The 19040-nt window shown below is 48.7% G+C and carries 28 protein-coding genes; all 28 read left to right on the top strand.

Going from position 1 to position 19040, the window contains the following annotated elements; translation table 11 throughout:
- The first annotated feature begins 183 nt into the window (after positions 1–183).
- The 28 genes from GF409_03505 to GF409_03370 all read left to right on the top strand — a co-directional run bounded on the left by GF409_03505 (position 184) and on the right by GF409_03370 (position 18901).
- Positions 184–435 carry a hypothetical protein gene (locus tag GF409_03505; protein ID MBD3426282.1) on the top strand — a complete coding sequence of 84 codons (252 nt, stop codon included), beginning with the start codon at positions 184–186 and terminating at the stop codon, positions 433–435.
- Between the two features lie 79 nt (positions 436–514).
- On the top strand, positions 515–1042 hold the full coding sequence (locus tag GF409_03500) for a TIGR03546 family protein (protein MBD3426281.1): 528 nt from the start codon (positions 515–517) through the stop codon (positions 1040–1042).
- A gap of 16 nt (positions 1043–1058) precedes the next feature.
- On the top strand, positions 1059–2390 hold the full coding sequence (locus tag GF409_03495; protein MBD3426280.1) for a DUF748 domain-containing protein: 1332 nt from the start codon (positions 1059–1061) through the stop codon (positions 2388–2390).
- A gap of 6 nt (positions 2391–2396) precedes the next feature.
- The gene (locus tag GF409_03490; protein ID MBD3426279.1) at positions 2397–3158 is read left to right on the top strand and encodes a TSUP family transporter; all 762 of its coding nucleotides are present in this window, start codon (positions 2397–2399) and stop codon (positions 3156–3158) included.
- Positions 3159–3175: 17 nt separating this feature from the next.
- Complete coding sequence (locus tag GF409_03485) at positions 3176–3439, top strand: hypothetical protein (protein ID MBD3426278.1); 264 nt, start codon at positions 3176–3178, stop codon at positions 3437–3439.
- A gap of 79 nt (positions 3440–3518) precedes the next feature.
- On the top strand, positions 3519–3833 hold the full coding sequence (locus GF409_03480; GenBank protein ID MBD3426277.1) for an MTH1187 family thiamine-binding protein: 315 nt from the start codon (positions 3519–3521) through the stop codon (positions 3831–3833).
- A gap of 159 nt (positions 3834–3992) precedes the next feature.
- Positions 3993–4451: a hypothetical protein gene (locus GF409_03475; protein MBD3426276.1), complete on the top strand. Its 459-nt coding sequence runs from the start codon at positions 3993–3995 to the stop codon at positions 4449–4451.
- A gap of 155 nt (positions 4452–4606) precedes the next feature.
- Positions 4607–4984, top strand: a complete 378-nt coding sequence (locus GF409_03470; GenBank protein MBD3426275.1) for a hypothetical protein — start codon at positions 4607–4609, stop codon at positions 4982–4984.
- 91 nt (positions 4985–5075) lie between these two features.
- Complete coding sequence (locus tag GF409_03465) at positions 5076–5360, top strand: hypothetical protein (GenBank protein MBD3426274.1); 285 nt, start codon at positions 5076–5078, stop codon at positions 5358–5360.
- Between the two features lie 22 nt (positions 5361–5382).
- A complete protein-coding gene (gene gpmA, locus GF409_03460) occupies positions 5383–6126 on the top strand; it encodes a 2,3-diphosphoglycerate-dependent phosphoglycerate mutase (protein MBD3426273.1) in 744 nt (247 codons plus the stop codon).
- Positions 6127–6157: 31 nt separating this feature from the next.
- Positions 6158–6406: a GIY-YIG nuclease family protein gene (locus GF409_03455; protein ID MBD3426272.1), complete on the top strand. Its 249-nt coding sequence runs from the start codon at positions 6158–6160 to the stop codon at positions 6404–6406.
- Positions 6407–6445: 39 nt separating this feature from the next.
- Positions 6446–7693, top strand: a complete 1248-nt coding sequence (locus tag GF409_03450) for a U32 family peptidase (GenBank protein ID MBD3426271.1) — start codon at positions 6446–6448, stop codon at positions 7691–7693.
- Complete coding sequence (locus GF409_03445) at positions 7690–8037, top strand: hypothetical protein (GenBank protein MBD3426270.1); 348 nt, start codon at positions 7690–7692, stop codon at positions 8035–8037. The genes GF409_03450 and GF409_03445 overlap by 4 nt, the downstream gene beginning before the upstream one ends.
- 11 nt (positions 8038–8048) lie before the next feature.
- Positions 8049–8315: a hypothetical protein gene (locus GF409_03440; protein MBD3426269.1), complete on the top strand. Its 267-nt coding sequence runs from the start codon at positions 8049–8051 to the stop codon at positions 8313–8315.
- Between the two features lie 16 nt (positions 8316–8331).
- On the top strand, positions 8332–8940 hold the full coding sequence (locus tag GF409_03435) for a hypothetical protein (GenBank protein MBD3426268.1): 609 nt from the start codon (positions 8332–8334) through the stop codon (positions 8938–8940).
- Positions 8941–9597, top strand: coding sequence for a histidinol phosphate phosphatase domain-containing protein (locus tag GF409_03430; protein MBD3426267.1), 657 nt, complete (start codon positions 8941–8943; stop codon positions 9595–9597).
- Positions 9598–9987: 390 nt separating this feature from the next.
- Positions 9988–11442 carry a hypothetical protein gene (locus GF409_03425; protein ID MBD3426266.1) on the top strand — a complete coding sequence of 485 codons (1455 nt, stop codon included), beginning with the start codon at positions 9988–9990 and terminating at the stop codon, positions 11440–11442.
- Between the two features lie 154 nt (positions 11443–11596).
- Complete coding sequence (locus tag GF409_03420) at positions 11597–11932, top strand: hypothetical protein (protein ID MBD3426265.1); 336 nt, start codon at positions 11597–11599, stop codon at positions 11930–11932.
- 16 nt (positions 11933–11948) lie between these two features.
- Positions 11949–12794: a DUF3047 domain-containing protein gene (locus GF409_03415; protein MBD3426264.1), complete on the top strand. Its 846-nt coding sequence runs from the start codon at positions 11949–11951 to the stop codon at positions 12792–12794.
- Between the two features lie 44 nt (positions 12795–12838).
- Entirely contained in the window at positions 12839–13201 is a 363-nt protein-coding gene (locus tag GF409_03410) for a HAMP domain-containing protein (GenBank protein MBD3426263.1), read from the top strand.
- Positions 13202–14005, top strand: coding sequence for an acyl-ACP--UDP-N-acetylglucosamine O-acyltransferase (gene lpxA / locus GF409_03405; GenBank protein MBD3426262.1), 804 nt, complete (start codon positions 13202–13204; stop codon positions 14003–14005).
- 22 nt (positions 14006–14027) lie between these two features.
- Entirely contained in the window at positions 14028–14390 is a 363-nt protein-coding gene (locus GF409_03400; protein MBD3426261.1) for a hypothetical protein, read from the top strand.
- 33 nt (positions 14391–14423) lie between these two features.
- Complete coding sequence (locus tag GF409_03395) at positions 14424–15467, top strand: hypothetical protein (protein MBD3426260.1); 1044 nt, start codon at positions 14424–14426, stop codon at positions 15465–15467.
- Complete coding sequence (locus GF409_03390) at positions 15464–16588, top strand: M48 family metalloprotease (GenBank protein ID MBD3426259.1); 1125 nt, start codon at positions 15464–15466, stop codon at positions 16586–16588. The genes GF409_03395 and GF409_03390 overlap by 4 nt, the downstream gene beginning before the upstream one ends.
- On the top strand, positions 16585–17238 hold the full coding sequence (locus tag GF409_03385) for a hypothetical protein (GenBank protein ID MBD3426258.1): 654 nt from the start codon (positions 16585–16587) through the stop codon (positions 17236–17238). The genes GF409_03390 and GF409_03385 overlap by 4 nt, the downstream gene beginning before the upstream one ends.
- A gap of 34 nt (positions 17239–17272) precedes the next feature.
- A complete protein-coding gene (locus GF409_03380) occupies positions 17273–17572 on the top strand; it encodes a translation elongation factor-like protein (protein MBD3426257.1) in 300 nt (99 codons plus the stop codon).
- Positions 17573–17581: 9 nt separating this feature from the next.
- Entirely contained in the window at positions 17582–18349 is a 768-nt protein-coding gene (locus tag GF409_03375; GenBank protein MBD3426256.1) for an inositol monophosphatase, read from the top strand.
- A gap of 180 nt (positions 18350–18529) precedes the next feature.
- The gene (locus GF409_03370; protein MBD3426255.1) at positions 18530–18901 is read left to right on the top strand and encodes a hypothetical protein; all 372 of its coding nucleotides are present in this window, start codon (positions 18530–18532) and stop codon (positions 18899–18901) included.
- Positions 18902–19040: the final 139 nt, after the last annotated feature.

Raw genomic sequence — 19040 nt, 5'->3', positions numbered from 1 at the left:
AATTATACTATTTTTCCAGGATGAGCGGTGTAAAATTCTTCAGTTTTACCTGGCGGTCGCCGAAAGGCGATTGATCGAAAAAGTCTATTGACTTAAATCGTTTTTTATGTAAACTACATTACCGCATTTTAAAGATGACAAAGGAGCACTTGCCAGATAGATGTAGCTCAAAAGGAGGAAGATATGTCCGAGGGGAATGTATCAAAATGTCCCGGATGCGGGAAAAGGATCGCGATCGACGAGGAAGTGGATATAGATGACATGGTCATATGCCCGGAATGCGAAACAGAACTTGTCGTGGTTGAGATGGAACCGGTGAAGCTCAGGGTGGTTGAGATCGGGTTCGATGATGATGACGATGATGTGCTTTCCTTTGAGGGGGAGGAGGACCTTTCGAGGTATTATCAGGACGGGTTCGATGATTATGAGGACTGATCCATCCATTCGCGCCTGAAGCCGGGGAGATGTTTGTTTTAGCTTGCTTTTTATCTTTTACTGGACTTATAATAATCACATGTTACCTCTCATTAATTTACCCGTTAAGATCGTGAAGCTATTCACTTCCAATGTTTCCGAAAGCGAAGTTGCTGCGGGAGTGGTCATGGGTATGTTCTTCGGGTTCATACCGCTCAACGGCCCCATGGCCATACTTCTTTTCGTGCTTTTTTTCATTTTCAGGATAAACCGCCTGGCGTCGATACTCGTTCTTCCCGTTTTTAAGCTTTTTTATGTCCTGGGAGTGTACCGCATCAGCGATATGGTGGGCGGTCTTCTTCTTATCGATCTCAAGTTCCTCTCCGGGGTCTGGAGGATCCTGACGTCGCTGCCGGTGATCGCGTATCTTGATCTGGGCAACACGCTTGTTACAGGAGGGCTGGTTGTCTCCGGGGTACTGGCCTATCCGGTCTATCTCGCGTCGAAAAAGGGTATAGTGGTCTTTCGAAAGAAGTATTTCGATAAATTCAAGCAGACCAAGTTCTATAAATGGTTCATGAAGTTGCCAGTCATAAGTAAAATAGTTTCTCTGGCCAACAGAAGATGAATGGGAGCCCAGTTCCATGAAATATATAAACGTAAAAGGCATAGCCATACTTATCACGATACTGGTGGTCTTCCACCTGGCTTTCGGCTTTATCCTGAGCCCCTTTCTGGGCAAGATCATAGTAAACATCATCGACAAGAACACCGATACGAAAATAACGGTCGGCAGTATTAACGTCTGGCCGCTGACACTGTCTTTTTCGATGAAGGACCTTAAAGTATACGATCCTGACGACGATAAAAAAGTTATGGTCAAGATTTCCGGAGCTTCGGCGGGATTGAGTTTTCTGGGCCTTCTTTCCAGAAGAGCGGTCATTTCCGGCGTCACTCTTTCCGGGGTGGTCATTGACCTGGAAGGCGAGCCCGACGGGAGTTTCAATGTAACTAAGATTGCCCGTCCCGAGAAGGAGGAGATAGAGGAAAAGCCTTCCGTGCTTCGAAGGTTCGCCCCCAAGCCCAAAGCCGACTGGTTCACCAGGGCCTTTAGTATGGTGAAAAGCCGCATCTCCAGGGAAACCCCGGCAAAGGGTAAAAAGACCAGGGCGAGGGTCACCACAGAAGTGGTTGAACTGCCCAAAGGAAGAAAGGTCCTGTTCAAGACCCGTAAAGACGAATATATGTTGAGGATAAAGGAGCTTGTGGTCAAGGATGCGCGCATCAACGTGATCGCCGAAGGCGAGCAGAAGATACGCGTAGAGAAAGCGGGAGTGAGCCTCTCCGGTATAGCGGTAGATCCCGTAAAAGGCGCCATTTTTGACAGCCTGTATCTTTCGGGTTCCCTCAAGAAGGGGGATGATCCGGCGGGAAGTTTCAGGATGAAGTATTCGACCAGGATCGTCTCCGAAGGCGTGAGGACCTATCTGGACGTTAGTGCTAGGGACGTGGATCTTCAGGCGGTAAGATTTATATACAAGGATTCTCTTCCAGTGGACATAGAAAAGGGTATTCTGGACCTCAGGTCCGATACTGTCATAGTAAATGAATCGCTTGATTCGAGCAATGCGGTTACCCTTACGGGTCATGAGCTGAAACCCGGAGGGTCTAAGTCAGCTCGAGTAGGCATGATACCCATGCCCGCTCTTTGCCAGGCGCTCAATCAGGTAGACCCCCTTAAGATCAAATTCGACATTACCGGGACTCTGGACAATCCCAAGTTCACCGGTCTTGAAAAGACCCTTAAGCAGGTGGCCAAGCCCTACCTTAAGAATGTTGTCGAAGAAAAAGCGAAAGGGGCCCTTGAAGGGTTCATGAAAAAGTCCTCCGGCGGATCCTCTGAAGCCGGTTCCGCCTCTTCCGGTGATGCTGCCGAGAAGGCCGTCGATACGATAAAATCCCTATTCAAGAAATAAACATTAATGAAAAAAGCTGAATACATAGCTGTTGGGTTCGTGGCCGGCTTCGCGAGTGCTTTTCTGGGGATAGGCGGAGGGGTAGTGATGGTTCCCGCTCTTGTGCTTCTATTCAGCTATGATATCAAGAAGGCGGCGGGAATCTCGCTGGCCACGATCGTCCCGGCCGCTTTTGTCGGGGCGGTGTCGCATTATTTCATAGAAAGCGCCAATATACATTTTGTAAGCGCTTCTTACATGGTCGCCGGTGCCGTGCTGGGATCGAAGATAGGCAGTATTCTGGCCAGCAGGATACACTCAAAGTCCCTGCAAATTATGTTCGGTATCGTTCTAGTTCTCGTAGGTATCAAGCAGACCGGTATTATCATACCCGGTCAGGCCGTGGGGCTTATAACTGGATCGGTTATAGGTTTTATTGCCCTTGGAATCGTCGCAGGGACTATTTCGGCGCTTTTCGGTATCGGGGGCGGGGTGGTGATCGTGCCATCTCTGAACATCCTGTTCGGTTTTCCGATACACGAGGCTATAGCAACTTCGATCACGGTGATATTCCCGACTGCCGCGGCGGGAGCTTTTTTCCATTCCCATTTAGGTAATATTGACAAGGGGGTCGCTTTTTTCTTGGTTTTGGGAGCTCTGGCCGGGGCTGTTCTGGGGGCGATACAGTCCAACAGGTCCGCTCCGAACCTTTTGAAGATCATCCTCGGCGCTGTGATCATTCTGTGTGCTTTGAAGATGTTCGCTGAAGGGATGAGGCAGCGAACCTGAAAAGAAAAGAGGAAGGAATGAACTGTTCTAATCTGAGCGGGGAAGTGCCCCGGGTTTTGAGGACATTATTCATGTTTGTCTTGATGCTTGCCGTTTTTGGGCCCGTTACTTATACTCATGCTAGAGAAAAAGAGGAGAGTCATCCCGGGAAAAAAGCGTGTGGAAGCGACCGTGAGAAGCTGGATGAGGTTCTTGAAAGCATGCCCATACGGGATGAGGACGTCGCCGGGAATGAATCCGAAGAGCTTGAGGATGAAAAGGCGGCGGGGCGCGACGAGTAGGTCGCTATATAAATAAAGACCCGAGAAAACCCTTCAGTAGGGAGTCCGATAGTATAACTGATGAGCAAAGGGGGCGAGGATGTTGGCTGAGATAAGTGTAGTACCCGTTGGTGTGGGCGTATCCTTAAGCGCTTATATTGCCAGGGTCGCCGATATAATAGATAAAAGCGGCCTGGACTACAGGATAAATCCCATGGGAACAGTTGTGGAAGGCTCTCTTGATGAAGTAATGCAGTTAGTAAAAGAATGTCACGGCGCTGTCTTGAAAGACGCCCAAAGGGTTATAATCAGTGCTGTCATGGACGAGCGTAAGGATAAACCGTCGCCCAGGCTCGATAAGAAAGTGGAGGCGGTGGAGGCGAAAACTGGACGCCCCCTTAGAAAGGGGTTGTAGGCTCTTATCGGGAACACCCATATGAAATGAACGGGGATCATATCGTGATATGGTCCCCGGTTTTTTATATGGATGATTTGCATTTTTTTGTATAGTCATTATACTTCTATTATTATATTAATAGTTATAAAAAAAGGTCGCAGAAAGAAGGAGAAACAGATGTCATCCTGGAGAGAACCAGAGACAGATATCCGGCGTGAGAGGAATAACAAAAAAAACACGCGCGTGCTCGAACCGGTGCTAAAGAACCTCATGCTGTGTAAGAAGGTCTACACCGACCATAGGGGACGCAATACTTACGCGGGGGAGTTCAGGACGATAAATGTGAACGATCTGCCGGCGGTATGTTCGGGTATATCCATAGTCACAAAATGGGGCGACGGCCAGGGAGACCGTTTTCGCCAGGAAATAAGGATAATCAACCCTGATAATTCTCTGGAGATATTCAACAGTACCGAACTGGAGGAGCAGTTCGTTCTTGATAATATTTACCATGAGCATGTAGTTTCAGGGGGGATTTCTGGCCTTTTTCTTCCGCAGGCGGGCAGGTACAGGGTTGAGGTTTACCTGGAGGGGGAGCTGAAAGGCAAGACGTATTTCAACGTCATCTGCGGATAGAGAACACTTTTGCGCATTTCGCTTGCCAAACAGCAAAAAGGGCGTTAATATATTTTTTATGGAACGCCACGGTTCGATGATATAAGCCGTTATTACTGAGGCAGGTCCTTTAGGGGGCTTGCCTTTTTTGTGAATGAAAAAGCGGAGGTTCCAAGATGGACCGGGATAGAAGAAAACACAAGAGGATAGAACAACAGTTCATTGCCAGGTTTCAGGTCAGGCCCCATGAGAGCCCCAAAGAAGCGTTCAAGGGATGGGACATGGTCACCGTGAGGAACCTCAGCGCGGGAGGGGTGAATTTCAATTATGATAAGGACCTGGGAGTGGGCTCGGTGCTTGACTTTAAGGTGAATTTCCCGGATTACGATGTTCCCATAAGCTGTCTTGCCAGGGTTCTCCGGGTGGAGAACGCTCCTTACGGCCTTTTTCACATAGCTGCGGAATTTTCCGATATACAGAAAAAGGAACAGAAATTAATAGAGGAACTCGCCGAAGAGCTGGACCTTAATCCCCCCGAGGATAGTACAGATTAGGTTCGGGATATAACTTCGCTTTTTGGAAACACAGGTATTGGTAGTATAATATATAGCGTGTTATATATTTTTTTAACCGGGAGGCTGGGATTTGGCTGAAGAAAAGGAATGGCATGAGGATATCATACTTGACGGCGAGAAGAAGATACCTCTTGATGCCCTTGAAGAAAAGGTAAGGGTATCTGCGGAGGATTATTTCATATGGTGGCATAACCAGAAAATGAGCCTTCTCGCATTCCTGGTACTTCTTGTTATAAGTATTTTCTGGGTATGGTGGCTTCTGATCCCGGCTTTTTTGCTTCTGGGGTATAACCTTTTCGCGAATTTCCAGAGACTGATGGCCCTTAAGAAGATCCATGAGGCCGAAGAAGAATAGCCGCATCATTTGAAGGTTATATATGAAGAAGCTGGTACTTTTAAGGCATGGTGAGAGCCTCTGGAACAAGGAGAACCTTTTCACGGGATGGACGGACGTAGACCTTTCAGCAAAAGGAAGGGAAGAAGCCGCAAAAGCGGGCGAGGTCCTGAAGGCGGAGGGCTTCACTTTCGATGCGGCCTTTACCTCGGTGCTCAAGAGGGCGATAAGAACCCTTTGGATAGTGCTTGATAAGATGGACCTGATGTGGTTGCCGGTACACCGCAGCTGGCGCCTTAACGAGAGACATTACGGCGCTCTTCAAGGGTTGGATAAAAGGCAGACCGCCGAGAATTTCGGGCAGGAGCAGGTTCACATCTGGAGAAGAAGTTACGATGTCCGTCCGCCGGCTCTGGAAAAGAACGATGAAAGATACCCCGGCAATGACCCGAAGTACAGCGATCTGGAGCAAGAGGATATACCCCGCACTGAATGCCTCAGGGATACTATCGAAAGGATGATGCCTTACTGGCAAGATACGATATGCAGCCAGATCCTCTCAGGCAGGCATGTGTTGGTGGTCGCTCATGGTAACAGCCTGAGGGGTATAGTCAAGCATCTGGACAAGATATCCGATGAAGATATATCGGACCTGAACATTCCAACGGGGATACCTCTGGTATACGAGCTTGCCGATGATCTGAACCCGCGCAAAAAATATTACCTTGGAGATCCTGACAAGATCAAAGAAGCCACCCGTAAAGTCGCCAGGCAGGGTGAAACTTGATAAGAATGCCCGGCAGCGTCTCGAGAGAAAAATGTGGTTCGTGTATATTCTAAGATGTTCGGATGGTTCCCTGTATACCGGGATAACCACAGATCTGGCCAGAAGGCTCAAGGAGCATTCGGGGGGCAGGAAAGGTTCAAAGTTCTCCAGGAGCCGGAGACCGGTCAAGATCGTCTATAGCGAAAAGGTCCCCGACAGGTCAGGTGCGCTGAAAAGGGAAATAGAGATCAAACAATTAAGTAAAGAGAAAAAGGAAGAGCTCCTCCGCGGGAGAAGATGATCCGCCGCGGCATCAGGGGGAAATATACGGCTATAATTCATGCGAAAAGCTCACACTCATAATAAACCGGAACTGGTATCGCCGGCGGGCAGCTGGGCTTCTCTTACCACAGCTGTTGATTCCGGGGCGGATGCGGTGTATTTCGGCATTAAAGGCCTTAATATGCGCAAGAGTGCCGAGAATTTCGATCTTCTTCAGATGGAAAAGGTCATGGACCTGGTCCACTCAAGCGGGAGAAAGGGGTATCTCGCCCTCAATGTCCTTATATACGACAGGGAAACGCAGAAGATAGAGAAGATCCTCAAAGAGGCTAAAAGGTGCGGTGTTGACGCAGTAATACTCTGGGATATGTCGGTTCTGACCATCGCGCGGGAGCTCGGTCTGAGAACACATCTTTCCACGCAGGCGAGCGTCTCGAACTTTGAAGCTCTTAAACTCTATTCGTCGCTGGGTATCTCAAGGGCAGTTCTTGCCAGGGAATGCACCCTTGAGGATATCAGGGGCATTTCTGAGCGGGCCCAGCGGGAAGTCATTGAATGCGGGATAGAGTGCTTCATCCACGGTGCCATGTGCGTGAGCGTCTCAGGCAGATGTTTCATGTCCCTTGGCTCGTTCGCCAAATCCGCCAACAGAGGCGAATGCCTGCAGCCCTGCAGGAGGGAGTACCTGATAACCGAGAAGGGACCCGATGGGGACTGCTCGTATATGCTAGGCGAGGATTACGTGCTGAGCCCAAGGGACCTTTGCACTATGGGGTTTTTCGAAAAAATGATGACATCCGGCGCTGAAGCTTTTAAAATAGAAGGCAGGATGCGTTCGGCCGATTACGTCGGGGCGGTGACCTCCGCTTACAGGGAAGCTATAGACGCCTATTACGAAGGGAATCTCACAGACGTTCTTAAAAGCAGGCTGTGGTCCCGCCTGGGCAGAGCCTTCAACCGGGGTTTTTCAGAAGGGTTTTATTTCGGCAGGCCCGAGGATACCGGCGGCGTTTCTTCAAGGGATTACGAGAAAATATATATCGGAGAGGTGAGGAAGTTTTATAAAAAAATAGGCGTCGCTGAAGTAAGGTTCACCTGCGGTCCGTTGGAGAGGGGCCAGACCATATTGGTAACGGGTAAGACCACTCCGGCTTCCTTTGCCAGGGTTGAAGAGATGGAGATAGAGCATACCAGGGTCGATAACGTTGCAAAAGGTGAGTCCGCAGGCGTCAGGCTGCCGTTCGAGGCCCGACCCAGAGACAAGGTTTTTCTTTGGGTGCCTAAGGAAAAGGGAGGAAATGATTGAAGCTTTTAAGCGTTTTAGTTCTAATACCACTCATTCTCATCGGAGCGGGTAGTTCTTTCGCGGCGGACCTGACCGGGACATGGCAAAGCGTGGAATATTACCGCAACGGCAAGATACTGCCGGAGATGGTGGGTAAGGCAAGATATGAATTTCTTGATGACGGTACCTACACGCATAAGATGGGCCCCTGGCTTACAGCCAAGGGTACCTATGAAGTCCGGGATGACCGGGTAGAGCTCACTTCGGATATCGGCGCGAGGATCGATTTGCGCAGGGAAGAAGACGCGCTCGTTGTGGAAAACCCCACTACAGGTTTAAAGATAATTTACAGTAAAACCGAATAGAGAGGTTGCATATGGGGAAGATATGCCGTAATTGCGGGAAAAGATATGATGACAGGCGGGACGTGTGTCTTTTCTGCGGCAGTCAGCTCACCCTGGAAGAGACCACTTCTCAAGAGGAGCAGACCCTTGACAGGTCAGACATCAGGACGCTTGTGACAGTGCTCATAATCGTAGCTTTCCTCGCGGGTGTTCTTTTTCTTATTTTTGCGGTCGGCCCGGACTTCTGGAGGGAAGCGGTCCAGAACATTTTTATGCGGGAAGGCATGGTCGGCCGTTAGCGATCGATTCTTTGCCATGAATGACATAGTAGCCAGTAGATACAGGGATTGGACCGAGGGTCTTGATAAAGAAAGGTCCGTCGTGAATATATTCGAAAAGATAAGGGATATCCCGTATTACGTGATCGCCGAACACCTGGAGCTTGAAACGGGTCCAGCCGGAATGCTCCGGGAGAACAAGGGTTCCTGCTACCCGAAACACTATCTGATGGGGAAGATGTATCAGGATCTCGGGCTGCGGGTAAGATACCACACTTATCCCTTCTACTGGAAAGACTTGGATATAGACTGGGCCGATGTGGTCGGCGAAATGGCCGCGGCCCTTCCCGTTGCGTATCACATGGCTCTTAGCGTATACAATCATGACAGATGGGTGCTCGCAGATGCCACCTGGGATCTGGGATTGGAAAAACTGGGCTTTGCGGTGAATTCAGACTGGGATGGCAGAAATGATACCCGCCTTGCGGTAAAACCGCTTGATGAATTCGTGCATGAAGAAGCCGCAGAAAGGCACGATGAATTCAAGGTCAAGCTGGAAGAATATTCTCTGCCCGAGAAACTTGCTCTGGCCAGGTTTTCTATCGAGCTTAACAGGTGGCTTGAAAAGGTCCGGAAGGAGCAATAGATGATAGATCTTCATACGCACAGTTTACTCAGCGACGGTGAGCTTGTACCCAGCGAACTGGTAAGGCGCGCTCAGGTAGCGGGATATAAAGCCATAGCTATCACCGACCACGTTGATAGTTCCAATATCGCGAGTGTCATATCATCTGCTGTCAGGGTAGCAGATGTGCTCAACAAGTACTGGGATATCTTCGTGATACCGGGTGTTGAGATAACGCATGTACCGCTGGAATGTTTTGGGGAGCTGACGGACTTTGCAAGAAGCAAAGGCGCAAAAATAGTCGTTGCCCACGGGGAATCTCCCGTAGAGCCGGTCATGCCCGGAACGAATAAAGCGGCTATAGAGGCGGGGGTTGATATACTCGCCCACCCGGGGAAGATAAAAGAAGAAGAGGCCTTGCTCGCCTCAGAGAAAGGGATCCACCTTGAGATAACCTGCCGAAAGGGCCATTCCGATGGGAACAAGCATGTCTTTGACATATCCCAGAGGACGGGTGCGCGGCTTGTACTGGATACGGATGCTCATTCTCCTGACGATCTTATGAATGCCCAGATGAGGGAAGAGGTCTTTTCTTTCTTGACGGATTCAAGGCGCACCAGAACCGAGATCCTGTCTAATTCCGAAAAATTGGTCGAGAAAATACGAGGCGTCCTGTGAGCGGCTCATTCAAAGGGGTATAGCCGCTATCTGCCATTAATACAACAATTTCATTCTCTTAACCGCAGAAATTTTCTCACCGATTTACTTGACTAGTCAGATTTTCATGCTATACTTTTTGCGAATGTTATATATATGGATTATATCTGTATATATAGTGAAAATTTATTGTGACATTTAGCGCTCATTCTCTATAATAGGAAGCATGTACCGCCGATACGGTTCCTAGTCTGGCAAAGAAAGGGGGGATGGAATAGACTTTTAAATGAGTTGCCGGGAGCTGTAAATATTAAGTAGGCGATACTAACATAGAAGAACAGGAACAGGGATTAAGCCCTGTTCGTTCAAATAATACTCGTAATAATACTTTTACCTTTTAAAGGAGGTAACATGAAGTTATTGAAAGTTTTGTGCGTAGTGGCACTCGTATTTGCCGTTTCGACGGTTGCGTATGCTGAAACGCAGAGTGTAAAGGTAAGCGGTGATATCACCGAACGCGCCTTTGCAAGGAACAACTTTGATCTGGACAAAAGCGACGCTGCAGTGGACGGAACCGGTACCGAGTCGAACGACTGGGCGACTTTCCTTCTTAGCACCGTTGAGGTCCAGGTGGATGCCGATCTTACCGACAACGTAAGCGGTGTAATCAGGCTGGTCAACCAGAGAGTATGGGGCGACGAGAATTACACAGCCGCCGCTGCCGGTGAACTTGGCACGACGGGGGCACCGATCAGTGACACCGTTGTAGCACGCGGCGCTGTGGCACCTGGTGATGATGCTTACTCGGTACTCGTGGACCTTGCTTATATCGAACTTAAAGAGTTCCTTTACAGCCCCCTCACACTGAGGATAGGTCGTCAGGACCTCTGGTTCGGTAAGGGCTTCATCATCGGTAACAGCCTGCAGGACCCGAGTGGTTCGATCTGGCCGCAGGAATACACGGCGATCACTTCCTTTGACGCCATCAGGGCGACACTGGATTATGATCCGTGGACGATCGATGCCGTTTACGCGAAGATCAACGAGAACGCCAGAAGAAGCGATGATGACACCAACCTGTTCGGTGTAAACGTAGGTTACATTTTCGACGCGTACAACGCTGAGATGGAAGGTTATTGGTGGTGGAAGCAGGACAGGAATCCTGACAGCGCCGCTACAGGTGTTGCTATAACCACCAGGAACGGTAACGCCAGCAATGACGTCCACACCTTCGGTGCTCGCGGTAGTTTCGATCCGATAGAGGACTGGACGGTCGCTCTTGAAGTCGCGGCACAGGCCGGTGATTTTCTTGGTGTGAACTTCCAGAACGACGGACGTAACAGGAGCGCATGGGCGATAGACGCGATGGTCGAATGCCGTTACTGGCAGGATGACTTCGCCTGGAGGCCTGTGGCAGCTATCGAGTACATCTATTACTCCGGTGAAGAGGACATGGGCAACAGGAGCAGAGGTGTCAATGGCACTTATCACGGATGGGATGTGATGTACAGAGGTAAGTTTGATACTGCCATAAGGGAGTTCCAGAACGTGTTTTACCGCACGACTCAGGCCAGCTCTCCGTCATTCACTAACCAGCACCAGTTGCTTTTCAGCGGTTCGGTTGAACCGACCGACAGCCTTACTATGACCGCAAAATGGGGCATATTCTGGCTGGCGGAAGACTGGTCCGAAACCAACTCGGACAAGCTCGCTGGAAACGAACTTGATCTCAATCTTACTTGGGATTACACCGAAGACGTATCTTTCGGTCTTCTGGCTGCATGGTTCTTCCCGGGAGATCACTTCCAGGATGGCATGGAAGACACAGCGACCGACCTTGTCGGTACTGTTAAGCTCAGCTTCTAAGTGTATCGCTTGGAACTAGTAAAAACCCCGGTCCGTTAAGACGGACCGGGGTTTTTATATATGAATACCGCCAGTAGTTATTGACTTTTGGCATATATACATTAGAATATATATTAATATTATTAACAGATCGGTCCAGACAGAAGGAGGAAAGATGGAGGAGGAGAAAAAAGTCCAGAAAGGTTCGTCTTTATCCGGGGATAACGTATATGCCATTCTTTCATATTTATGGATACTTTGTCTTATCCCTGTGCTCATGAAAAAAGAGGACAGGTTCGTAAGGTTTCACGCCCGGCAGGGTCTTATGCTGTTCATCGTTGAAGTCGGTATAGGCATACTCAGCATTATTCCTTATCTTGGGGGCGTGATCTATATAGTTGGAATGCTTGTCTGTGGGCTGCTTTCCCTCGCGGGAATAGTGAACGTGCTCATGGGCAATGAATGGAAAATGCCCGTTATCAGCGAATGGGCTGAGAAGATCAAGATATAAGTAACAGGGATAATTTGTGAAGCGACGGGGAACAAAGACCATGATAGGTTTCCTGGCGGTCGCTGTCGTTATTGCTGGCGTTTTCATTGCCGCTTTGCTGTTCCTGAGAGGAAAGAGAGGCCCAGAAGGCGTTAGCGGTCAGGTAATAAAGCATTTTTCGTTCTCATCCACCGAGCAGCTTGATGCTTGGGATGAGAAGCTGCTGGCTCATAATAATACCGCTTACAATGTCACCGAGCATGCCGGCAGGCAGTGCGTGAAGGCTGAAGGGGTGGATTCGGCTTCGGCGCTTTATTACAGACAGCGTCTCTCCTGGAAGAAACATCCTTTTGTGAGCTGGGACTGGAAAGCCGGACAGTTCCCGGAACGCAAAAAGAAAGAATCCCTGAAAAAAAAGGGTGAGTTCGATTTCGTCGCGCAGGTATACGTTCTCTTTTATTCCAGGTTTTTTCTCAGCACCAAGGCTATACAGTATGTATGGACCGAGGTGATCCCGGCAGGGACGGTTTCACCAAGTCCTTATACCAATAACGTTAGGTTGATAGTTCTGCAGTCAGGGCCTTCGGAGGAATGGAAGCATGAGGAGCGTGACATCGAGGAGGATTACAGCAGGCTTTTCGGAGAGAGCCTTAAAAAAGACGTGGTCGCTGTCTCTTTTATGACCGATTCGGACAGCACCGAGACCAAAGCTGTCGCTTATTATACGAATATCAAGATAGGGTATCTGGATAAGGGCGAAAAAAAGCCTGCCCCCGGAAAAGAGCTCAAGAAAGAAAAACCCTGGTATCTTAAAATACCCGTAAAAGAATTCTTAAGGAAAATATTCAAACCCGAACGAAAGGAGAAGCCATCAGATACTTAAACAGGTCGTTACAGTCTCGCTACCTGTTCATTCTTATCCTTTCTATGATAATCCCGACGGTTTTTGTGGGGGGTTGCCTTTATTATCTCACCCTCAATATCATGGCGGAACAGATAGCTCTTCCGGATGTTATCGCCAGGGACCTGATGCCTGTTATCGAGAGGATCAACTTTATTCTCGCGGTAGGGCTTCCGGTGGTCTTCATCATCCTCTTAACCTGGGCTGTGGTTCTCTCTTACAGGTTCGTAGCGCCCCTCGAGCGTCTTGAGGAGGATATTAAAAGGATAGATGAAGGGGATTATTCTGTCAGGCTCCAGATCAACGAGGATCATGATCTTCACCCGATAGCGGGCGTGATAAACGATCTGGTTGATCAGTTGGATAAGAACAGGAAGGAACAGACGTAAATGGGTATACACAAAACAGCAATGGTCGATAAGGCAGCGGAGGTCGATCCTTCGGTGGAGATCGGTCCGGGTGTTATCATAGAGGAAAAGGTCAAGATCGGTCCGGGTGTCAAGGTGGGGCCATATGCCTGTATCTATAAGGGTACTGAAATAGGTGAAGGTACTGTTATTCATGCGGGCGCCGTTATAGGCAATGAACCCCAGGATTATAACTATGACGGGTCTGAGACCTTTACAAAGATCGGCAAAAATAATGTCATAAGGGAGTACGTTACCATACACAGAGGGACCGACAAAGGTTCATCGACGACGGTGGGCGATAATAATTTTCTCATGGTGCAGAGCCATATCGGGCATAACTGCCAAATAGGGAATAATGTCATCATCGCCAATTCTGCCTTGCTGGCGGGCCACGTACTGGTCGAGGACAATGTGTTCATATCCGGTAATGTTGTATTCCACCAGTTCTGCCGGATAGGCAAGCTTGCCATGATAGGCGGTTTTACAGGCGTTAATAAGGATGTCCCGCCTTATATGCTCGTAAGGGGCCCTTCCACCATAAGGGGGCTCAACCTCATAGGTATACGGCGTGCCAGGATAAAAAGGGAAGCCCTCAAAGAGCTCAAAGAGGCGTATAAGCTGCTCTTTTATTCGGCGGTCCCCGAAAAGGAGGCCCTCAAGAAGATCAGGGAAGATTTCACTTCGGAGGAAGCGCTTCACCTGGCTTCTTTCATCGAAGGCAGTAAAAGAGGTATCTGTAGATACAGGTATAATAGAGAAGAATATTTCGAGGAACCGGAATAGTTTGTCAAATAAGGGAGGAAAAATGGTGAAGAAAAAGACAGATTTCAGTAAGATCATGAAGCAGTACGAACCGGTTGTCAGGAAAGCCGGAGAACAGATCTCGAACGCTATGAAAGCTGCCGAAAAGGACATCTCCAAGATGTACAGGGTCGCTGAGACCCATATCGAGATACAGATGAAGAACCTGCAGAAGGAGAAACTGTATTACGATATAGGCAAGGAAGTTGCCGGCAAGATCGACAAGGGGGGTATCACTGATGCGGATCTGGATAAATACAGAAAGAAACTAAAGAAAATAGATTCCGAGGCCGCGAAGAAAAAAAGGCAGCTTACCAGGGCAGGCAAGCAGTCAGCTAAAAAGAAGAAAACCGTCAGGAAAAAGTAAAAGCCGGCTTCGGTAAAAAAGGGGGTAGTTCACATGGCCAAAAAATTATTACTAGCTGTATTAATGGTTTCCCTGGTGGGCGCACACCAGTCGGCTCATGCTTTTCTGGGTAAACCCACGTTCACTCATACCAAGGGCAAGGAGTACAAGATAAAACGCCTTGTTTCCCAGCTTTACAAGAAGCGGACAAGGATAGACGCCCAGAGGGATCTGGCTACTTATGGTACTGAAGCCACGAAGTACCTTCTGCCGGTACTCGAACAGAAGGACAACGAATCCGCCAAGGTGGCCGCGCTAAGAGTTATTGCCGATATTGATGATCCCAGTGCCGAGGATGAGGTAATGGAAGCTCTTAAGGACAGGAATCACAGGGTACGCAAGGAGGCGGCACGCACACTCAGCGTCATAGCGAGCAAGGAGGCCTCAATAGAAGCGTTAAGGCAGTTAACCACTGATTATTATCCTGAGGTGCGGTATAACGCTATTAGAGCGCTTGCCAGGATAGCTCCCGAGGAGGATGCTGACCTTTTCCTTAGCGTTCTGGGCGATGCTGACCCCCGCATTCGCATGTGCGCGGTGGTGGCCTTGGGTAAAATAAGGGACCAGAGAGCTGTTCCATATCTTTCACAGCTAGTCAGAGACTATGATCCTAATGTGCGCCGGGCTGTTGTGATGGCACTTGCCAATATAGGCACGCAGGATTGTCTTAAGCCTGTTGTCGCGATGATGAGAGACCCGGATCTGGGAGTGCGAATGCTTGCTGTCGAGAAAGTAGGCAGGATGAAGGTCCAAGGTGCTGATGAAATCCTCGCGAGAGAAGCTAATGACTATGATCCGAGGATCGCCAGCCGCGCGATTATCGCGCTTGCTGACAGGAAAAGTCCTTTGGCTCTGGAGGTCGCAAAAGAACATTTAGATGATGAGCACCTCTCGGTAATACTGGCATCCATAAAGGTAGTTGGAAGAATGGGGGGGGAAAACGAGAAGCCCCTACTTGAATCCCTTCTGAAAGCAGAATCAAGCAATGTGCGGGAACAGGCTCAGAAGGCCCTTGCGGAGGTAAACTCCAGGACATGAGCGGCGAAAGTTCCCGGGAGAAATCAAAAAGATACTCCGCGATCAAGACCAGATTGTTCGTCGCGGATATTTTCCTTTCGGTGGTAGCGATCGGGGCGTTTCAGTTTATACTGTCACGCCCCGTATCCCGTTTCGCGTTTGGTTTGCATGAGAACTTTTACCTCGCCTGCCTGATTTATCTTGCCGCGTTCCTTGCTTTCGTTTATATGGTGGGCCTGCCGCTTAATTTTTATGGATCCTTTCTGGTCGAAAGAGATTTTGGTCTTTCCAGGCAGGATCTGGGAGGCTGGCTGTGGGATGAAGTCAAATCGGTGCTGTTGTCGTTCTTTCTTTATGCGGCCTGCATAGAGGGTTTTTATCTGATACTCAGGAATTTCCCGATATACTGGTGGCTTATAGCAGCGGCGGTGTGGATATTCTTTTCCGTTTTTCTTACCCGGATAATGCCTGTGGTGCTTATACCGCTTTTCTACAGATACTCTCCAATAGAAGACGATTCTCTAAAAAAGAGGATAATGTCGCTCGCGAAAAAAACGCACATCAAACTTACCCAGGTCTGCCAGATAGACTTCAGCCGTAAGACATCAAAGGCCAATGCCGCTTTGGTGGGGCTTGGCTCAACAAGAAAGGTCATACTCGCTGATACCCTGGTGAACGGATTTGAACCGGATGAGGTTGAAGCGGTAGTGGCGCACGAACTGGGACACCAGAAATACCTGCATATCTGGCAGCTTCTGGCTTTTTCATCCCTGGTGACGTTCGCGGGATTCTTTTTGCTTTCCAGGGTCGCCGGGCGGATCGTTGCCGTTACCGGCGCTTCAGGGCTTTCAGATATTTATATACTGCCCTTGCTGGTTCTATTGATGCTGGGCTTCGGTCTGGTGCTTCTTCCCGTACAGAACTGGTTCTCACGTCTGCTGGAGAAGCAGGCCGACAGTTTTACCCTCAGGATCACCGGTAATCCGGACAGTTTCATTCGCGTGATGAGCAAGCTCGCGGACATGAATCTTGCTGAAATCGACCCATCTTTCCTCAAGAAGATATTCATGTACAATCATCCTCCGATAAATGAACGGATCGAGATGGCCCGGAGGCAAGGATCCTCTTCCATAAACCGATGAAACGTACCAGTAGAGAGCTTTCAAGGATATATGAGCTGTTGAACAGGCATTTCGGTGATCTAAGGTGGTGGCCGGCCAGATCCGGTTTCGAGGTAATGGTCGGTACTGTTCTTACCCAGAATACCGCATGGTCCAATGTTGTCAAAGCCATACGCAGTCTGAGAAAGCACGGGCTTTTGACGCCCGGCAAGCTGCTTGGGGCCGACCTGGAAAAGCTTGAAGGCCTCATCCGCCCCGCGGGTTATTTCCGCATAAAAGCCGATCGACTGAAGCGGATGTGCCGTTTCGTGATGGATGAATGCGGGGGAAGGTTAAGCCTTCTAAAAAAAAGAGAATCTTCCGAAATGAGACAGCTGCTTCTTTCGGTCAAGGGGATCGGACCTGAAACCGCCGATTCGATCCTTTTGTACGCTCTCGAAAAGCCCGTGTTTGTCGTGGACGCTTATACTAGACGGATATTTTCCAGACACGGCCTTATTAGCGAGAACGCCCGTTATGAAGACGTTAAGACCCTCGTGGAAGAGAATTTTCCGATGGAAGTGGCCAGGCTCAACCAGTTCCATGCCCTTCTGGTCGAGACCGCTAAGTCATACTGTAAAAAGAATAATCCTTTGTGTAACGAATGCCCTTTAGGTATACTTTTAAAGTGAGTCTTTACATTCTTTTTTCATGAGGAGGTGCGTCATGGTATTCGGTCTTTTTGGAGGAGCTAGCAGGAAGAAAACCGAGGAACTGTTTGTAGGTGACGTGATACATTATTTCCGTAAGGTTAAAGCCGCAGTCGTGAAAGTTAAAAAGAATGGGATAACGCTGGGGGACGATATAAGGGTCAAGGGCCATACCACGGATTTTACCGATAAGGTCATATCCATGCAGATAGACCATGACCCGGTTGAAAAAGCTGCAAGAGGCAAGGAAGTTGCTATAAGGGTTAAAAAGAAGACAAGAAGAGGCGACAAGGTCTATATAGTAGGGAGTAAATAAATGCAGGAAATGAATAAAATCAAGGAAGTGGCCGAGAATGTCGCGAAAGAAGCCGGCGAATATGTACTTAAGCACATGGGCCGCCTGAAGGAAGTCTCACACAAGAGCGGGATCAACGATCTTGTAACAGATGTAGACAAGGGTTCTGAGAAGATCATCATCAGCAGGATAAAAAACGAATTTCCCGAACATTCGATCCTCGCCGAAGAGAGCGGGGAAGAAGACGCGGGCAGTGTTTTCAGGTGGGTCATAGACCCGCTTGACGGTACTACGAATTACACGCACTCGTTCCCTTTTTTCTGCGTTTCCATAGGCGTCTTGTACGGGAAAAAAGTCATCGCCGGTGTAGTGTATGATCCTTCCCGTGACGAGCTTTTTACTGCCATAGATGGTTCGGGTGCTTTCCTTAACGGGATGCCGATAAAGGTTTCCGGTGCGCAAGCCGTTAAAGACTCTTTGATAGCGACGGGTTTCGCTTACAATATACAGACCAAGAAGGAGAATGTTTCTTATTTCGGCAGAATGCTTCAGCACGCTCAGGCCGTAAGACGGGCCGGATCCGCGGCGCTCGACCTTTGTTATGTTGCCTGCGGGATATTTGACGGTTTCTGGGAAATGGGACTGCATCCATGGGATACTGCTGCCGGACAGCTAATGGTGACCGAAGCGGGTGGCAAGGTAACGAATATGAGCGGCGAGATGTTTGATATTTTCCAGAACAGCGTGGTCGCAACAAATGCCAGTATACATTCCGAGGTAATAGAACTTCTCAAATAACGTATAAGTTAAATCAATAAAAGTTATTTATACCCCAAATACAGAGTATTTGGGGTATTTTTTACCATTTACTGCTACAAACGTTAAGGTTTAAAAAAGTAAGTTGACTAGGGCCGATCTACCATGTAAAATTGTAAATGTAAAGAAAGTAAGATGAGTTGTTTCTCAGGAGGTAGACGGATGAAATACAGAACTGTAATAGAACTTATATGTGAGGCTTCCGACAAGGAGGAAGCTACGAATATAGCGGGAGAGTATCTGCGCGGGGATATGGATTTCGGTGTAGAGATGGGTTGCAAGACGGCATCTCTCTGGTCGCACAGGATGAAGAAATGCGCGGTATACACGACCATGACATTTCTCGTTTTTACCGCTCTTTTATTCAGAGTTACACCGATCGACGGTAATGAAAAGATCCGTAATACCGCCGGTCCCGGGCTGAGGAGCACATACACAATTATGCCCGCTTTGAAGACAAAGCACAGGTCCGATTTCAAAAAGGAATGGGATCAGAAGAAGCAGGAAGCTGTTCTCGAGTTTCTGAAGAAATAAACGCAAAGATATAACCGGTAGGGGAAAAAGAAGGAGCCACGGGGCTTCTTCTTTTTTTTATAGACACCTGCGTCGGCCTCGCAATAACCGCAAAACTTGAAAATACGGGATAGGTTATGTATACTTAAACATGATATTA

The organism is Candidatus Omnitrophota bacterium, assembly GCA_014728045.1.
GTDB lineage: Bacteria > Omnitrophota > Gorgyraeia > Tantalellales > Tantalellaceae > WJMH01.
This window is presented reverse-complemented; position numbering and strand designations above follow the sequence as displayed.

Excerpts from the sequence above, each read along its gene's own strand:
- GF409_03505 (MBD3426282.1), top strand. The coding sequence starts at position 184 with ATGTCCGAGGGGAATGTATCAAAATGTCCCGGATGCGGGAAAAGGATC.
- GF409_03500 (MBD3426281.1), top strand. The coding sequence starts at position 515 with ATGTTACCTCTCATTAATTTACCCGTTAAGATCGTGAAGCTATTCACT.
- GF409_03495 (MBD3426280.1), top strand. The coding sequence starts at position 1,059 with ATGAAATATATAAACGTAAAAGGCATAGCCATACTTATCACGATACTG.
- GF409_03490 (MBD3426279.1), top strand. The coding sequence starts at position 2,397 with ATGAAAAAAGCTGAATACATAGCTGTTGGGTTCGTGGCCGGCTTCGCG.
- GF409_03485 (MBD3426278.1), top strand. The coding sequence starts at position 3,176 with ATGAACTGTTCTAATCTGAGCGGGGAAGTGCCCCGGGTTTTGAGGACA.
- GF409_03480 (MBD3426277.1), top strand. The coding sequence starts at position 3,519 with ATGTTGGCTGAGATAAGTGTAGTACCCGTTGGTGTGGGCGTATCCTTA.
- GF409_03475 (MBD3426276.1), top strand. The coding sequence starts at position 3,993 with ATGTCATCCTGGAGAGAACCAGAGACAGATATCCGGCGTGAGAGGAAT.
- GF409_03470 (MBD3426275.1), top strand. The coding sequence starts at position 4,607 with ATGGACCGGGATAGAAGAAAACACAAGAGGATAGAACAACAGTTCATT.
- gpmA (MBD3426273.1), top strand. The coding sequence starts at position 5,383 with ATGAAGAAGCTGGTACTTTTAAGGCATGGTGAGAGCCTCTGGAACAAG.
- GF409_03455 (MBD3426272.1), top strand. The coding sequence starts at position 6,158 with ATGTGGTTCGTGTATATTCTAAGATGTTCGGATGGTTCCCTGTATACC.
- GF409_03450 (MBD3426271.1), top strand. The coding sequence starts at position 6,446 with ATGCGAAAAGCTCACACTCATAATAAACCGGAACTGGTATCGCCGGCG.
- GF409_03440 (MBD3426269.1), top strand. The coding sequence starts at position 8,049 with ATGGGGAAGATATGCCGTAATTGCGGGAAAAGATATGATGACAGGCGG.
- GF409_03435 (MBD3426268.1), top strand. The coding sequence starts at position 8,332 with ATGAATGACATAGTAGCCAGTAGATACAGGGATTGGACCGAGGGTCTT.
- GF409_03430 (MBD3426267.1), top strand. The coding sequence starts at position 8,941 with ATGATAGATCTTCATACGCACAGTTTACTCAGCGACGGTGAGCTTGTA.
- GF409_03425 (MBD3426266.1), top strand. The coding sequence starts at position 9,988 with ATGAAGTTATTGAAAGTTTTGTGCGTAGTGGCACTCGTATTTGCCGTT.
- GF409_03420 (MBD3426265.1), top strand. The coding sequence starts at position 11,597 with ATGGAGGAGGAGAAAAAAGTCCAGAAAGGTTCGTCTTTATCCGGGGAT.
- GF409_03410 (MBD3426263.1), top strand. The coding sequence starts at position 12,839 with ATGATAATCCCGACGGTTTTTGTGGGGGGTTGCCTTTATTATCTCACC.
- lpxA (MBD3426262.1), top strand. The coding sequence starts at position 13,202 with ATGGGTATACACAAAACAGCAATGGTCGATAAGGCAGCGGAGGTCGAT.
- GF409_03400 (MBD3426261.1), top strand. The coding sequence starts at position 14,028 with ATGGTGAAGAAAAAGACAGATTTCAGTAAGATCATGAAGCAGTACGAA.
- GF409_03395 (MBD3426260.1), top strand. The coding sequence starts at position 14,424 with ATGGCCAAAAAATTATTACTAGCTGTATTAATGGTTTCCCTGGTGGGC.
- GF409_03390 (MBD3426259.1), top strand. The coding sequence starts at position 15,464 with ATGAGCGGCGAAAGTTCCCGGGAGAAATCAAAAAGATACTCCGCGATC.
- GF409_03385 (MBD3426258.1), top strand. The coding sequence starts at position 16,585 with ATGAAACGTACCAGTAGAGAGCTTTCAAGGATATATGAGCTGTTGAAC.
- GF409_03380 (MBD3426257.1), top strand. The coding sequence starts at position 17,273 with ATGGTATTCGGTCTTTTTGGAGGAGCTAGCAGGAAGAAAACCGAGGAA.
- GF409_03375 (MBD3426256.1), top strand. The coding sequence starts at position 17,582 with ATGAATAAAATCAAGGAAGTGGCCGAGAATGTCGCGAAAGAAGCCGGC.
- GF409_03370 (MBD3426255.1), top strand. The coding sequence starts at position 18,530 with ATGAAATACAGAACTGTAATAGAACTTATATGTGAGGCTTCCGACAAG.